Genomic DNA, 14,024 nt, shown 5'->3' on the forward strand with positions numbered 1-14,024 from the left:
CTGCTTTCGGCGGTTGAGGTGCGTTAGCTGACTCCTGTAGTATCTGGGCGACGCTCATCACTCCACAACAGCGGCGCGCCACCGGGAGATCGCGCCATTGTTCAGTCGCAAGAGGGGAATGATGATGTCGGTGCCGAAAACATCTAGGGGCTGATTCTCCCAGCCGAGGATCCCGTCATCTGCAATCTCTGCTAGGAGTCTGGCCGCGCGCTCCGGGACGGTCGCAAGATCGGCACTTGACTCGACCTCGAACTGTTCGGTCACGAGCTTCAGCAGCGGTAGGTTCATTGCCTCTCTTTCGCCGATCGCCTCCCACGCCGAAACGGAACCGAAAGACGAACGGGAAAGGACGTCGGACGCCCATCTCACCTCGTGCGCTCGAACGCCGAACGCTGTCTGGATCGCAGCATCTTTTTCGCCGGCCCCATGTTCTCGAAGCCTTGGAGTTGCCGTTGCCGAACGGCCGTGCGCGTGTTGGTTTCGAGCTGGCGCGTCATGCGGGCTCCATTGGCGGGGATTGCCGCCTTGGCCTGGATCTGGATTGGTCACCTGGCAGAAAGCCAGCAGGTCGATTTCTCCGTCGCGCCAATGAACATTGGTGCGTGACTGGACACCCGGAATCCGGTCGGTCAGCTGCTATGCATGGGCGAAAAACGAAGGCTCAAGCTCTGCCGAGACAAGTTCGTCAAAGCGCCGCCGGTCGAGCTTGTTAAGCGCGTAGAGAATGTTGCGCTCGGGGGTCATCTGGTGATTTGCTCGCGGCGATATCAAAACGGAGTCGTCATAGGCCTTCAGTGGTGCGAGGTAGCCTTCTCCCGATATCCCATGCTCCGCGAACGGATCCTCCTCGAAAAACCTGGGATCTCGGCGACCCGGTCGGCCGGCACCTCGGCCAGTTGCTGGATCGTGCCGTGCACGAAGTCGCGGCGCAGCAGGGGCGCAAGCCACTCGAAACACTCGTTGCCGAAACGGTTTTGGTCCTTGCCCTCGGTGCCCATCGCGTGCGCTTCGGCGGCATTTGCCATGACATGACCGTCCAGCGTCCGATCGGCCGGAGCGGCGGTTTGCATGCCGGATCTCGTGAGGGTTCAGGAGCGCGCGGGCAGCAACGCCATCGCGGTCCTCGCGATGCGCTCCAGCTCGGCCTGCGAGGCGCCGTCACGCGCCTGCACCGACATCCCTTCGAAGACCGTGTTCAGCGTCAGGGCCAAGGACTCGACGTCGGTCCCGGACGGAAGGTCAGCGTCCTCGACGCCCTTCCTCAGGCGGTGCCGGAAGCAGTCCTTCCCTTCCCGGCGCAGCGCCTTGAGTGCATCGTTCACGTCCTGGGCATCCGGGGAAACGTTGGCGGCACCCAGGACCACCATGCAGCCGCAAGGCGCATCCTGGGAGGTCAGGATCCTGGCCGCCTCGCGGAAGAAGCCGGCCATCGCCCGGTGCAGGTCCGGCTCCTCCTCCAGCAACTGCCAAGCCGCATCCCAGTAGACCTTCTCGTAATGGTGCACGGCTTCCATGAAGAGCTGCGCCTTGTTGCCGAAGGCGGCGTAGAGGCTGGGCGGATTGACCTCCATGGCCATGCAGAGCTCGGCCACCGATGCCGGCTCGTAGCCCCGCCGCCAGAACACGTCCAAGGCCCGGTTCAGCGCCGCCGCGCGGTCAAAGGTGCGGGGGCGTCCCTTGCTTCGGTGAGGGGTGATTGCGGACTTTTCTCTCGGCATCGTCGTTTCTGGCAGCTTGGCGGGATGAAAGGGGTTGACTGTCTGTAGCGAACACTACAGTTATAGCGTCTGTAGCGATCACTACAATGATCTGACAATGCCAGATCAACGCCTCCTTCGCAAGGCGCACCGGAAACAAGTGTAACAATGACTCAATTATTCGACCCACTCACCCTTCGCAGCGTGACGCTGCGCAACCGCCTCGCGGTCTCTCCCATGTGCCAGTATGACGCATTGGATGGCTTCGCGACCGACTACCACCTTGTCCACTACGGCAAGTTCGCCCTGGGCGGCTTCGGCCTGGTGATGATCGAGGCCACTGCCGTTTCACCCGAGGGCCGTATAACCCACGGTGACCTTGGCCTGTGGGATGACGCCCAGATCGAGGGCTTGGCATCGATCGCCACCTTCCTGAAGAAGCAGGGCGCGGTGCCCGCGATCCAGATAGCCCATGCGGGCCCGAAGGCCGCGATGCAGCGCCCGTATTACGGCGACGGCCCGCTGGCGGCCGAGGACCATGGCCGCGGCGACCATCCGTGGCCAATCGTCTCGGCAAGTGCGCTGCCGGTCGCTGAAGGCTGGCTCGTGCCCACAGCACTCGACACCGAAGGCATCATCAAGGTGAGAACGGACTTCGCCGCCGCAGCCCAGCGTGCACTTGCAGCCGGCGTCGAGGCGCTCGAGCTCCACTGTGCCCACGGGTACCTCCTGAACTCTTTTCTGTCCCCGCTCACCAACAAGCGGAGCGACGAGTATGGCGGCAGCCGCGAGAACCGGATGCGACTGCCGCTGGAGATCGCCCGCGAGCTGCGCGCCATCTGGCCCAAGGACAAGCCGCTGTTCGTGCGCATCTCGGCCGTGGACGGCAGCCGCGCCGGCGTCACGATCGAGGACAGCATCGCCTTCGCGCGGGAACTGGCCAGGATCGGCGTCGACGTGGTCGACTGCTCAACCGGCGGCATTGGCACGCCCTACGAGTATCCCAATGGCTACGGCTACCAAGTGCCCCATGCCGAGCGGATCAAGGCCGAGACCGGCCTGAGGACGATGGCCGTCGGTCTGATCGTCGACCCGCGCCAGGCCGAGGCGGTCGTGGCCTCGGGCCAAGCCGACCTCGTCGCCCTCGGGCGCGAGGCACTGCGCGAGCCGAATTTCGCCCTGCATGCCGAGCAGGCGCTGGGTGCGGCGAATCCCGACAGCCCGTTCGACAACTGGCCGCCGCAGATCGGCTGGTGGCTGAACGGCCGTGAGCGAAAGCTCACAAGGCTCGGCCCATGGGCTCCGGATCAGGAAGCCGCTGCCTGAACCCTTCCGGTACTTCCTGTCCCGGCAGCCTCCGGGGGCTACTCTCAAGAAAGGAACCACGAGATGTCCAACCCGACCTATGTTGACGAATACAACGCCATCGTCGAGGTGCTGAACAAGTACAACGAAGGCGGCGCGAAGGCCAACAGCGCCATCATGAAGCCGGCCTTCAACGAGAAGGCCACCATCTTCGGCATCGAAGACGGCAAGCTGGCCGGCGGCCCGATCCAGGGGCTGTTCGACACGATCGACAGCGCGTTCAAGCCATCGCCCAACGCCAAGGCTGCGATCGTCCGCGTCGATATCGTCGGCACCGCGGCCAGCGCGCGTGTCGATACCGACAACATCTCCGGCTACCGCTTCACCGACTTCTTCAACCTACTGAAGGTCGACGGCCAGTGGACCGTCGTCAGCAAGATCTATCACACGCATCCGAGCGCGTGATCTCTCGTTTCCGAGCGGCGCGGACGGGATCCCGTCCGCGCCATGTCGACGAACAACGCTGACACAGGAGAATACGACCATGTCCAAAGTCTTCATCATCGGGGCGGCAGGCAAGGTCGCACGCCGGATGTCAAACCAATTGGCGCGGCGTGGTCATCAGCCGATTGCTCTGCATCGCAACCCCGAGCAGGCGGACGATCTGGCTGCGCGCGGTGCCACGCCCGTGTTGGGGGACCTGACGAAGCTGTCGGCGGCCGAGCTGGCCGGGCTCATGAAGGGCAGCGACGCGATCGTCTTCTCCGCCGGCGCCGGTGGCGCGGGCATGGAGGTGACCAACGCCATTGACGGACGCGGGCTGGAGCTCGCCGTCGAGGCTGCGCGGATCGCGGGCGTCTCCCGCTTCTTGCTCGTCTCGGTGTTCCCGGACGCCCTGCGCGCTGGCGAGCGCTCCGAAGGCTTCGAGAACTACATCCGCGTCAAGAAGCTCGCCGACGCCCATCTGGTCGCCACGGATCTCGACTGGGTGATCCTGCGGCCGGGAACGCTGTCGGATGCTCCCGGCACCGGCAGGGCACGGGCCGATGTCGCCATCCCCTACGGCAGCGTTCCCCGGGACGATGTCGCCGCTACCCTTGTGGAGATCATCGAGCGACCGGAGGTGAACCATGTCATCATCGAGCTCACGGAAGGCGACACGCCGATCGGTGACGCCCTGACGCGGATCGCAAGCCGCTAGGCGTTCACCCCACGCCAACATAATGAAATGAAATCGGCAGGCATCGAGGTTGACTGGCATGAAGCTTCTGCTCGTAGGTGCAACGGGCCTCGTCGGCAGCCATGTCCTGCGTGTGGCGCTCATGGACCGGCGCGTCGACAGGCTGATCGCGCCCGTTCGCCGCGCGTTGCCCGAGCACCCCCGGCTGTTCGCACCGGTCGTGGATTTCGATAGCCTGCCCGAGGACCCGGCATGGTGGCAGGCCGACGCGGTCATCTGCGCCCTTGGCACGACCATGCGGACAGCCGGCTCGAAGCAGGCCTTTCGCCGTGTCGATCACGGTTATCCGCTCGCTGTCGCCAAACTTGCCAGGCAGCATGGAACGCGGACCTTCGTCCTGAACTCGGCGATCGGCGCAAACCCGACCTCCCACATCTTCTACAATCGGGTGAAGGGTGAGGTGGAGCAAGAGCTCACCGGAATGGGCTTTCGCTCCCTGACCTTCGCGCGGCCGGGCTTGATCGGCGGAAAGCGGGACGAATTCCGTCCGGCCGAGCGGATCGCGGCGGAAGCTCTTCGGTGATCGGTCCGGCGCTTCCGCGGGCTTGGCGCATCAATCCGGCTGGAAGAATTGCTGCCGCCATGATCGAGGCGGCTATCGCGGGGCGTCCCGGGACCCATATCATCTCTTCCGGGGACTTGACCTGATGCGCGTGGCCGTTGTCGACAAGATCGAGACCACTCGCTTCCGTTTTCCCCTGGCGGGCTAGCCTCGGCGGAACAGGCAATGTTCGATCAAGTATCGCCAGGAATGTCGTCTAATGGCACATTCCGGAAGTACATCGAACGTCCGCTTCGCGGCGCGCATTTGCCAATCGGCTTGCGACAATTCTGGGGCCGGTAGCGGACAGTCCGCTATTGGGGACGTTCAACGAGAAGCGGACATACCGTCGATGGAAGCCTAGGGCCGGAAGTGGCCCAAGCGGGCGTAGACTACGCTGTCAGACTCGTCACAACGGCTGCGTGTCATCGAAGCGCGGGTAGCGATAACGGCATTGCCCCAGCGCTTCGCGCAGGATCCCCGTCAATGCCGAGCTTGTCGTGGTTAGGGGCTAGTAGTCTTGGCTAGAGGCCTTCTTCGCGTGCCAGAATCGCATGCCTCCGTCCTTCTGCCGTAGCCCTACTAGAACCAATTTCACTCCTGTGGAATCGTCATAATCTCTCGACGACTTGTACTTCCTTAAAGTGATCGTGGTAACGAGCTGCTGCTTCATGCCTTTCAGAGCGCCGTCTAGCCAGGTTGGTGACGCCCAGAGAATTTCTCCGTCATCATGATGACGCGAGCGGCGCTGATCGGGGTCCGGTTTCCAGCTTCCCCAAACCTGGCTCCGCAATGCAAGACTGCCGTCGGCCGCGAGCCAGTCTGTCGAGACTGTCTTCTGGTGAATGCCAAGCGGCATGGTTAAGTCAATTCCAAGGCGAGGACGGATCGCCGGACCCTGAGCCGCAAGCTCGTCACCTTCGTCGATACCGAGGCCATGTGACTCCGGGGCCCAGATCAATGGAGCAAACGGGCTCTCCTGACGGTCGCGATGATCGTAGTAGCCGCCATCCCAGAACTCAGGGAGCCAGAAGTCACCTGCCGGCCGTGTGGCGAAATCTTTGCACCTGCCGACTGCGCCTTTCTGATCTGTCAGCGCCGAAGTGACGCTGACTGTCACACCGTCCGGCGCCGTCCATCTGCCATAGATCGGTAGAAGCGCTTCCTTCGCAGCAGGCAAGAAGCCAAGCTGGCGAAGGATGGTTTCCTGGTCTCTCAGAGTGTCTTGTCGATTTATCCTCTTGCCGAGGAAGTTCTCGCCCGCCTGTAGCGGCACCCGATCTTTTCTGTCCGACAACCACGACCCATCATCGAACGTCACGTCATAGCGATCGCGCCAACCAATCCATGGTGACTCCTCATCGACCTCGTAGCTCTTGATGACGACGGGGACGCGCTTGGACAAGGTGGTAGCGGCACTCAGCAAGGCATGTCGTTGGACATGCTCCCGATAAAACTCATAACGATCGCTCACGTCCCACTGATAGCGGGATCGACCGGGAAAGAAGTCCATTGAGGTCGCTTCTGGCCAAAGCCGGGATATCTCCTTCTCCATCGCCTCAACGACACTTGCTTGGGGGATGTTGAACCGCCGCGCTAGACCGGAAATCTCCGTCTTTTTGAAGTCGTAGTCGAAGTGAAACGTAGTCTCAGGGCCGGCGCCAGAGGGGTAGGAATCTTTGACGATAACGCCCTGGGCAGGCTCATCGTTAGCGCTTCGCAAGGCGGCCACATCGCGTTCTTGTAACCCGCCGTCGATGTTAGCGAGCGCCCGCAACAGATGCGTCTTGTTGACGAGGTGAATATCCTCCCTCTTCGTAAGCTTGAGGAGAGTGGGCCGCAAACTTGCCAGTACGCCGGGCTCACGCCATGTCGCCCGAGCCAATCCCATCAACAGCCACTGCTGAGAGTTCTGAAAGGAAAGAGGGTGTTCGGTGGATGCGAGCGCGGGGATGCTTCTCAGATCGAACCGTGCAAGCAGCGCGTCGACTTCTTCCATCAGACCGAGGTGCACCAAATCGCTTATGCCTCTCGCAACCGTCCACCGGATATACGCATCACTATCGCCGAGAAGATGCCACAGCAGATCAGCCAGCAGATCTGTTTCGCCCACGCTTTGAATTTGCTCTGGGCGCAAAGGCCCTTCGCCGATCTCATCAGCGAAACGAGAGGCCGGTCCCGAGAGGATCAATTCCAGGCCCGCGAGGCTCGCTGGTCCCGATGCCAGGTCACAAAGGGCTGTCGCAAGCTGCAGCCATTGATCGCCGTCGAGCTCTGCCTCATCGGCCACCACTTTGCGGATGATAAGCTCAAGCACCAGTCGGCTATCACCGCAGAAATCCGCTAGCTGTTGGATTCCGCGAGAGACACTGGAGAATTGGCCCTCGAACAGTTCAATGCCCTTCGCGTCGAAAAGGCGTTTGGCGAGCAATCCTGTCTGAGAGACTAAGTGAGCCGAGGAGCTTTTCCACTGGCGATGCATTCCGACACGATGTCGAGCGATTGAGCGTAGCCAAAATCTGTCGCGTCGATGACCGCAAGGAGAAAAGGAAGGCGCTCCGCATAAGGACAGGCCGCGCGAAGTGCCAGGATGAAGCGCTGGCGGGTGTCGTACGGGAGGTTCTCGGCAAGGCCGATCTCTTTCAGAATGCTGTCGATCGAAGGCGCGCTGGAAACGTCGCACCTGGCAACCCATTCAGCGATGCGACCTGCAACTTCCCCTTCAGTTGGCTTTGCAGGGGCGTTGGTGACAAAATCACGCGACGAGCTGTTTCGGGAATTGAACTCATCCTGCTTCGTTTGTGCCTCAGACCTAAGCGCCTCTAGCTCAGCTACATCACTGGCCGTAATGAGGCCCGGGAATTTGGATGCCGTTGTGAGATATCCTTCCCAGAGACCGGGCCACCCCCCAAATGGGCGCTCGGCTTTAAGTTTGGACAATATGGCGGAAAAGATGCGCTTTCGATCCACGGGCTGCGACATCTCCAACAGATGAGCCATTGCCTCACCTGATCTCCAGTCATGCCAGCCATGGTCCTCGCAGATTGTGAGTATGAACGCTGCCCGGCGAGGGTCGAGGTGACCCTTCTCGGCAAGGAAACACCCGAGCTGCGGCAGACCGTAGGATAGCTGCGCCACATCCTGGTCGTGCCATCTGACCAACTTCATGATTGCAGGAAAGCCGATAGAGTTAGCAGCAGCGCGCGCAAACAGCGTCCATCCGAACTTGCTTGAATCGTTGGAAACGATAGTCTGGCAGAGGTTCATGAGACGCTGGCCGAGTTGCTGCGCCAGGAACCCGCCACTCTGGACCGCCGCGAAATGGAGCAGCGAGTAGATCTGATCGTAGCTCTCTCCGCCCATCTGATCGAGCTGTGCGAGGCCCTGCAGATAGTACTCCTTCGCCTCATCAACACTCATCGGGGCCAAGGCGCTCGCCAGATCGGAGTAGTACTCACCACGCAGGCCGATATTGTCGTCTTGCCGGATTTGTCCCGCGATCGCTTGCGCAAACCGGCCCGCCGCCTTATGCAACTCGCCGTTTCTCGCAAGCTCCGACAGTACATCGATCTTCTGAGACACGTAGAAGCGGCCAGTGGAAAGCGTGGTTGCGATTTCCTCTGCCTGCGCGGCCGTAATCTCTTGCGCATGCGTCAGCAGGATGTTGAGGCATCCAAAGCCGGCCGTCCGAGCGAGCAAGTCCGAGGGTTTATCGGCCCGCCAATGCACATCGTCGCGCAACAACTTGCCCCAGACCGACATGAAGGCAGAGACAGTCGCAGCAGTAATGCCCTTCCGGGAAAGAACCGCTTCCTCAATTGGACGAAGGAGCGACAGGGCGAGTTCGATACCCTCACTTATCTCAGCGGCTTCCTTATCGCTAAACTTTGCCTGAACGCCTTTCTTCTCCCCTTTCTTTAGTTTGGATGGTGGCTTCGGTTCAGTCAGGCTTCTTAGAAACGTCTTGGCCTCAGTCCTGGACGTAATCGCCTTTGCGGGCGTGTCGATCTTCACGTCCCGCGGCAGCAGATGATGAAACTTTAGTTGCTTGCCCGATGACCAGGTGCGAATAGCCGCATAGCGAACGGGTCCCCAAGCGCGAGAGTAGCCATATTGGTCGCTATAGTCGTAGGCGGACGGGCGATCGACAACGACACTTCTGAGGATAGTGGCGGCCGCTTTTCGGGAGCTCGAAACGAGAGCCGTCAATGCAGCTCCTATGATCTCCCCAGTGCTGCTCTTTGGCGGCTGAAGCGAGAAGCTTTCGCTCTCATCGTTCTCGATAGGCGAAGGTGTCCCGATCGCGGCGGAAAGCAGCTTGATCTGCTTTTGCGTGAGCAGCCTCGGAAGAGCTAACAACCTAAGCTGGAGCATCTTCGAGCGACACTTATCACTGGTTGCGAACTCTACGAGGTTTCGAAGGATGACGGTGTCGTAGAGCTCCAGCAGTCGGACTAGCTCGGTAGACACCGAAAATGAAAACCCGTCGTTCCACCGGCAAAGGTTCCGGTCGATGTTTTCAAACGCGCCGCCAATCACGTTGTGCAACAGGATGGCCGCGTAATCTTTGGCGTCGGGGCCAGGTGGATTGCGCTCGGTCCGGTCGCGTGGTTGCTGCACGTGCCAGTTGATCCACCGGATTGTGTTTTCACTCTGGATTTCTGCTTCGGCGTCATCGCGCGCAAAATGGTGGGCGATTGTAAGACGTGCGCTTTTTGCCCCTCTCCAGCCGGTACGGTCGGCTACAAGACGGCGATAGGAGTCCGCATCGCCGAGAAGAATGGCTAGCTCTGGTGCTCGCCTGATGAACTCGTCGCCGCGAAGATTAGCGGTGGTGACCTGGGCAAGCCGCATACTCAGACCTATGAGGCGATCGAAGTCACTTTCATTGGCGGCCAAGCGAAAGGCTGAGCGAAGTCGCGCCAGTGTCAGGCGACGCTTTCCGAAGTCCGATTGAACCGATGTAGGAAAGCTCGTCGAGTCGGCGAGCGCAAAGGCACGGTTGCTGTCTTTGATGACAACGAGGAAGTGGGGAAGCGCTTCCGCTGCGTATGTCGAGGTCGATTGAGCGGCGATGAGGCGGTCGGCAATGGATCGCTGGGCTTCCGGTTGCTGCGAGTATGTCTCCCGAATGTATGTTTCGGTCGGCTCGTCGCGGAAGATGACCCCGTGCGAAGTCATCTCGAGGAAGGGCGCGAGATCGGAAGCTGCTGTCCTTGCGTGAGAAATCGACCAGCCGAGCGCCAGGGCAAGTTCGTCCAGCGGAATAGGGGGAGGCAGGAGAGATATCGCAACGAAGAATTCAACGACTTCCGCATCGCTCCACCCGGCAGTACGAAGGTCGCCGATAATATTGCTGCATCGTTGCGCGATGATTTCAGGGACGGTGATGGGAGACGCCGCGTCGCTTGCCACGACGTTGGTGTCCCAAGTCTGCACGAGATAATCGAGCACGCGAGCGTTTCGCATCGAGCGGGTCAAGGCGGTTGTTATCTCGACAGCGGAGGCATCGGGTTTCCGAGCCGCCAGGAACGCTCTGGCCTCTCCATCTGTGAAGGGACCAAGCTCAATCTCCGTCACAGTTGTGCGTCCTATGACACCTGCCTTGCGGTATGGCCGGGCCGTCAGAAGAAGAGCGACACCCTCGATGGGCTCTTCATCAACCGTTTCAAGCAGCAATTTTGCAAAGGACTGCTCGCCTCTTGCATCGGCTTCCAGCTGCGCGTTGTCAGCGGCGTCGATGATAAGGAGGACGCCGCTCTTCTTCGATTGTGCGCGGACTGCCTTCGCGGCCTGTGCCAGTCGTCGCCGCGCCGCGCGCACGATCTTTCGGTTGTCGTCGCCGCTCGGCAGAATTGGATCGCAGAGTGTTTTTGCAGCGAGCTCGTTGACGATCTGGAGAAGGCCGATCTTCGGCAAGTGGCGAGAATGATTGTCCGACCGATAGGAGCCGCCGCCAAAACAATCGAAAACGACAACTTCGAATTCGTTCGTCATTATCGCGGCCAGGCTCTGAACAAAAACCGTCTTTCCAACGCCGCCATCGGCGTGAACGAAGACGGGAAGGCGACTTTTTAGAAGGTCAGCCGCGATGGTGAGCTCTTTCCTCTCGATGACCTCGGCCACCGGAGCGAAACGCTCTGCGGCCGGAAAAAGATCTTCGACCTCGCAATCCAGTGCGTGAAGGATATCTTCGCGACGGATGAGGTTGTTCGTCTGGCCGGAAGGTCCGGCTTTCTTAACGACAAGATTCTGTAGCTCGAAGAGTCGGGCTTTCGCTTCGATGTCTTCGCCCGCAGACCAGTCCGTCAAGGTCCGTTTCAGGGCCCTGTCCTGAGCCGCGAGGCCTTCCTCGGCGGCCTTGAAGACTGTGCACCTGAAGAGGCGTGCAGGGTCGGAGAGCTTGCGTTCGGTGCACCAGCGCCGGAGATTTCTGGCCTGCGTTGCGGCACCGGGGTCGGACGGTGTGCTTCCATCTATGACCGAGGCGATCGCTTTCCAGAGGGAGTCTGAAAAGGGCGCATTGGTGACGAATATGAAGGAGGCCTTCGCATCCACATCCGTCGCCGAGAGCGTGACTTCGTAGCCAACGATCGTGTCGGCAAACTTCTGAACGGTCTTCTTGAGGTAGGAGGCCGTTACGGGTTGCTCGTCGAGCCGGTATTTGAACTGCACGGTTTCGAGTCGGGTGCAGCTTTCGAAATTGTCTCCGGACCCGTAATAGAAGACGAGGTCAGCGACTTCCTCAGCACGCTGACCGGGGCTGGAGGTTTCGGTATGCGAAATATTCTCGACAGCAATGGCATTGAGGCCATCGCTTGGAAATAGAAGCTGCAACGCGCGGCGTGCGGCCCACCTTTCGTGAAAGGTGTGGCCGGCGCGGGATGCGCGAACAGTATCACTTGCATTGTCGATTGTTGGCACTACTTCCGACCTTTCGCGCTAATAAGCCGGCGCATACATGCCGCAAAAGCGCCAAAACAGCCAATTCCGAGCTTTTAACCGGGGAATGTCCGGCTCTGGCGGATATCATTGATTTAGTCACCGTCGCGAAGTGCGTTTCGGTTGGGCCGGGGCGGTCCCGTCCGGAGTTCTCCCGGCCCAACGCCCGGGCGCGCATTTGCCAATCAGCTTGCGACAATTCTGGGGGCCGTCAGCAGACTGGCAGCTTCAGGACTTCGTATGTGCGATAGCGGACGCTTAGCCAAGGCGCGATTGCTCACGAAACTGACGCGGCGTGGCGCCCGCCATCCGGCGGAAGGCGCGGCTGAAATGCGCAGGGTCCGTGTAGCCGGAGGAAAAGGCGACATCGATGATCCTGCAATCGGTGTCGCGCAGAAGCCGGCTCGCATTCTCATATCTTGCCATTTTGAGTATGTCCGAATAGGTAAGGCCGAGATGGGCGAGCTTGCGTTGAAGCGTCCGCGTACTAACGCCTGCGATGTCGGCGACGTCGGCTAGCGCCGTTGTTCCCTTTCGAGATAAGCAGGCAGCATCAGCTTGAGCAGTTCGACGATGTCGTAACCGGGCGGGCCGTCCTCCTGGTCCCGCGGCGGCGCAAACAAGGCGGTCGACCGGTTGGAGAGGCTGAGAAGCGTGATCGGCATGCTGATCCAAGCGGCATGCTGATGAGACAGAAACCGCACATTCGGCCAGGACGATCGCGTTGCCGGGCTCGGCGCATAAGACGATTCAAAGGCAATCGCCGTCGGCATCCAGTCGGGCCCAGCGAATTGCCGGACGATGTAGATCGGGAAAATATTCTGGATCCATTGCGCGTATTTCAGATGCAGGAGCCCGGTTGTGCCGGCGAGCCTGCTGCAGACCCGCACATGATCCGCGTCATGTTCGATCCACATGCTCAGAATGGTGTCTTCCCGCGACGCCCAATGGCAAGCGTGCCGGAGCGCGACGAGCAGCGTCGGGGAATGCGCGATCAGGGCCCGTGTCTTTTCCCTCAAATGGGAGAAATGCAGGCGCCGGGTGGCGAGAAAACCGAAATCCTCGATGCCCTGGGTTCTCTGGGCAGTCTCGACGAAGCGCAGCGCTGGCAGGAGCGGGAGGTAGAGGTCGCTCTTTTCGGCTAGGGATGATGGCAGCCGAGACCTCTCCAGGAGCGTCTCCGTCGGAGCGCCGATTTCGTCGAGGATGCTGACGAAGGGCAGCAGGAACTGGCCGCGCGTCAAGGGGATATCAGCCATCGGACCTCGCCGCAACCGGGTTGATGCTTTTCACAAAACCGAATCACGGGGGATTCGCGACCGGCGGAGACGAGCATAGCCGGTCGCAATTGGCGTGAAATGGCAAGACGGGCAAGCTGCTCGTGCACGAAATGCTCGCCACGGGATTCGCCTGCCGAGGACCGGGCCTTCATGCGTTTGGTAGTGTCGAAAGGAGTGGGAATGTCGATGACCGGGACTGCGGTGCGGGCCGCACATGTTTTTCTGCTGGCGCTGCTCGCGCTCGGCGGGCAGGCTCTGGCGCAGGCGGACGAAGCCCAGCCCGAGGTCACAGACCCGCATTTCCAGATCGCACCGGGGTATCTCAAGCAGTCCGACCTGCCGAACAGCCTGATGCTGCTCGGCCCGCCACCCGAAACGGGCTCGGCTGCGCTCGCCCGGGATGAGGAAGCGCGTAGCGCGACGATCCCCTTGCGAAACACCGAGCGCTGGAAGCTCGCCCATGCCGACGCCGATCTCGCCTTTCCGCAGGCCGCCGACCATTTCTCCTGCGCGATGGGTGTCCGGATCGACAGCGGGCAGACCCCGCGCCTCTACGCGATGATGCAGAAGATGCTGTCCGATTTCGGCCTCTCCACCTATGGCGTGAAGAACAAGTACAACCGGGTCCGACTCTTCGTGGTTCACAACGAAGCGACCTGCCGGGCGGATCAGGAGGCCATTCTGCGGAGCGACGGTTCCTACCCGTCCGGCCACACGGCGGCCGGCTGGGGATGGGCTCTCGTTTTCGCGCAGATCAATCCCGAGCGCTCCGATGCGCTGCTCAAGCGCGGCATCGAGTTCGGGCAGAGCCGCGTGGTCTGCGATGCCCATTGGCAGAGCGACGTCGATGCCGGGCGGATCATGGGCGCTGCGACCGTCGCGCGACTGCAAACCGATCCGACCTTCCTCGCCGATCTGGAAGCCGTGAAAGCGGAGGTGAAGGCCGCGAAGCAGGTGCCCTCGGTCTCCGAATGCGCCGCCGAGGCTGCTGCACTGTCCGAGCGATAAATGGGGCCGGG

13 protein-coding genes are annotated in these 14,024 nt (G+C 61.0%); 6 read left to right on the plus strand and 7 right to left on the minus strand.

The window, feature by feature from the left end; translation table 11 throughout:
- Positions 1 to 57 precede the first annotated feature (57 nt).
- From FEZ63_RS08025 to FEZ63_RS08035, 3 genes are all read right to left on the minus strand, one after another.
- Complete coding sequence (locus FEZ63_RS08025) at positions 58 to 288, minus strand: hypothetical protein (protein ID WP_150943142.1); 231 nt, start codon at positions 286 to 288, stop codon at positions 58 to 60.
- 503 nt (positions 289 to 791) lie between these two features.
- The gene (locus FEZ63_RS08030) at positions 792 to 1,070 is read right to left on the minus strand and encodes a hypothetical protein (RefSeq protein WP_150943144.1); all 279 of its coding nucleotides are present in this window, start codon (positions 1,068 to 1,070) and stop codon (positions 792 to 794) included.
- Positions 1,071 to 1,088: 18 nt separating this feature from the next.
- Entirely contained in the window at positions 1,089 to 1,718 is a 630-nt protein-coding gene (locus FEZ63_RS08035; RefSeq protein ID WP_150943146.1) for a TetR/AcrR family transcriptional regulator, read from the minus strand.
- Positions 1,719 to 1,865: 147 nt separating this feature from the next.
- On the opposite strand from FEZ63_RS08035, the gene FEZ63_RS08040 reads away from it, so the two are divergent.
- From FEZ63_RS08040 to FEZ63_RS08055, 4 genes are all read left to right on the plus strand, one after another.
- Entirely contained in the window at positions 1,866 to 3,023 is a 1,158-nt protein-coding gene (locus tag FEZ63_RS08040) for an NADH:flavin oxidoreductase/NADH oxidase (RefSeq protein WP_150943148.1), read from the plus strand.
- 63 nt (positions 3,024 to 3,086) lie between these two features.
- On the plus strand, positions 3,087 to 3,467 hold the full coding sequence (locus tag FEZ63_RS08045; RefSeq protein ID WP_150943150.1) for a nuclear transport factor 2 family protein: 381 nt from the start codon (positions 3,087 to 3,089) through the stop codon (positions 3,465 to 3,467).
- Positions 3,468 to 3,546: 79 nt separating this feature from the next.
- On the plus strand, positions 3,547 to 4,203 hold the full coding sequence (locus FEZ63_RS08050; RefSeq protein WP_150943152.1) for an SDR family oxidoreductase: 657 nt from the start codon (positions 3,547 to 3,549) through the stop codon (positions 4,201 to 4,203).
- Between the two features lie 58 nt (positions 4,204 to 4,261).
- Positions 4,262 to 4,765 (plus strand): NAD-dependent epimerase/dehydratase family protein, encoded by a 504-nt coding sequence (locus tag FEZ63_RS08055; protein ID WP_244622702.1) that lies wholly within the window; start codon positions 4,262 to 4,264, stop codon positions 4,763 to 4,765.
- Positions 4,766 to 5,294: 529 nt separating this feature from the next.
- Here FEZ63_RS08055 and FEZ63_RS25540 read toward each other — a convergent pair.
- On the minus strand, positions 5,295 to 7,214 hold the full coding sequence (locus FEZ63_RS25540) for a hypothetical protein (RefSeq protein ID WP_244622703.1): 1,920 nt from the start codon (positions 7,212 to 7,214) through the stop codon (positions 5,295 to 5,297).
- 14 nt (positions 7,215 to 7,228) lie between these two features.
- On the minus strand, positions 7,229 to 10,909 hold the full coding sequence (locus tag FEZ63_RS25545; RefSeq protein WP_244622704.1) for an NACHT domain-containing protein: 3,681 nt from the start codon (positions 10,907 to 10,909) through the stop codon (positions 7,229 to 7,231).
- A gap of 519 nt (positions 10,910 to 11,428) precedes the next feature.
- Here FEZ63_RS25545 and FEZ63_RS25550 point away from each other — a divergent pair.
- Positions 11,429 to 11,611, plus strand: a complete 183-nt coding sequence (locus tag FEZ63_RS25550; RefSeq protein ID WP_244622705.1) for a hypothetical protein — start codon at positions 11,429 to 11,431, stop codon at positions 11,609 to 11,611.
- 372 nt (positions 11,612 to 11,983) lie between these two features.
- On the opposite strand, the gene FEZ63_RS25555 is transcribed toward FEZ63_RS25550, so the two are convergent.
- Positions 11,984 to 12,226 carry a helix-turn-helix transcriptional regulator gene (locus FEZ63_RS25555; RefSeq protein ID WP_244622740.1) on the minus strand — a complete coding sequence of 81 codons (243 nt, stop codon included), beginning with the start codon at positions 12,224 to 12,226 and terminating at the stop codon, positions 11,984 to 11,986.
- A gap of 14 nt (positions 12,227 to 12,240) precedes the next feature.
- Complete coding sequence (locus FEZ63_RS08065) at positions 12,241 to 12,984, minus strand: AraC family transcriptional regulator ligand-binding domain-containing protein (RefSeq protein ID WP_244622706.1); 744 nt, start codon at positions 12,982 to 12,984, stop codon at positions 12,241 to 12,243.
- A gap of 207 nt (positions 12,985 to 13,191) precedes the next feature.
- Here FEZ63_RS08065 and FEZ63_RS08070 point away from each other — a divergent pair, with 207 nt between their 5' ends.
- Positions 13,192 to 14,013, plus strand: coding sequence for an acid phosphatase (locus FEZ63_RS08070; RefSeq protein ID WP_150944108.1), 822 nt, complete (start codon positions 13,192 to 13,194; stop codon positions 14,011 to 14,013).
- Positions 14,014 to 14,024 lie beyond the last annotated feature (11 nt).

The organism is Microvirga brassicacearum (assembly GCF_008757455.1).
GTDB classification, from domain to species: domain Bacteria; phylum Pseudomonadota; class Alphaproteobacteria; order Rhizobiales; family Beijerinckiaceae; genus Microvirga; species Microvirga brassicacearum.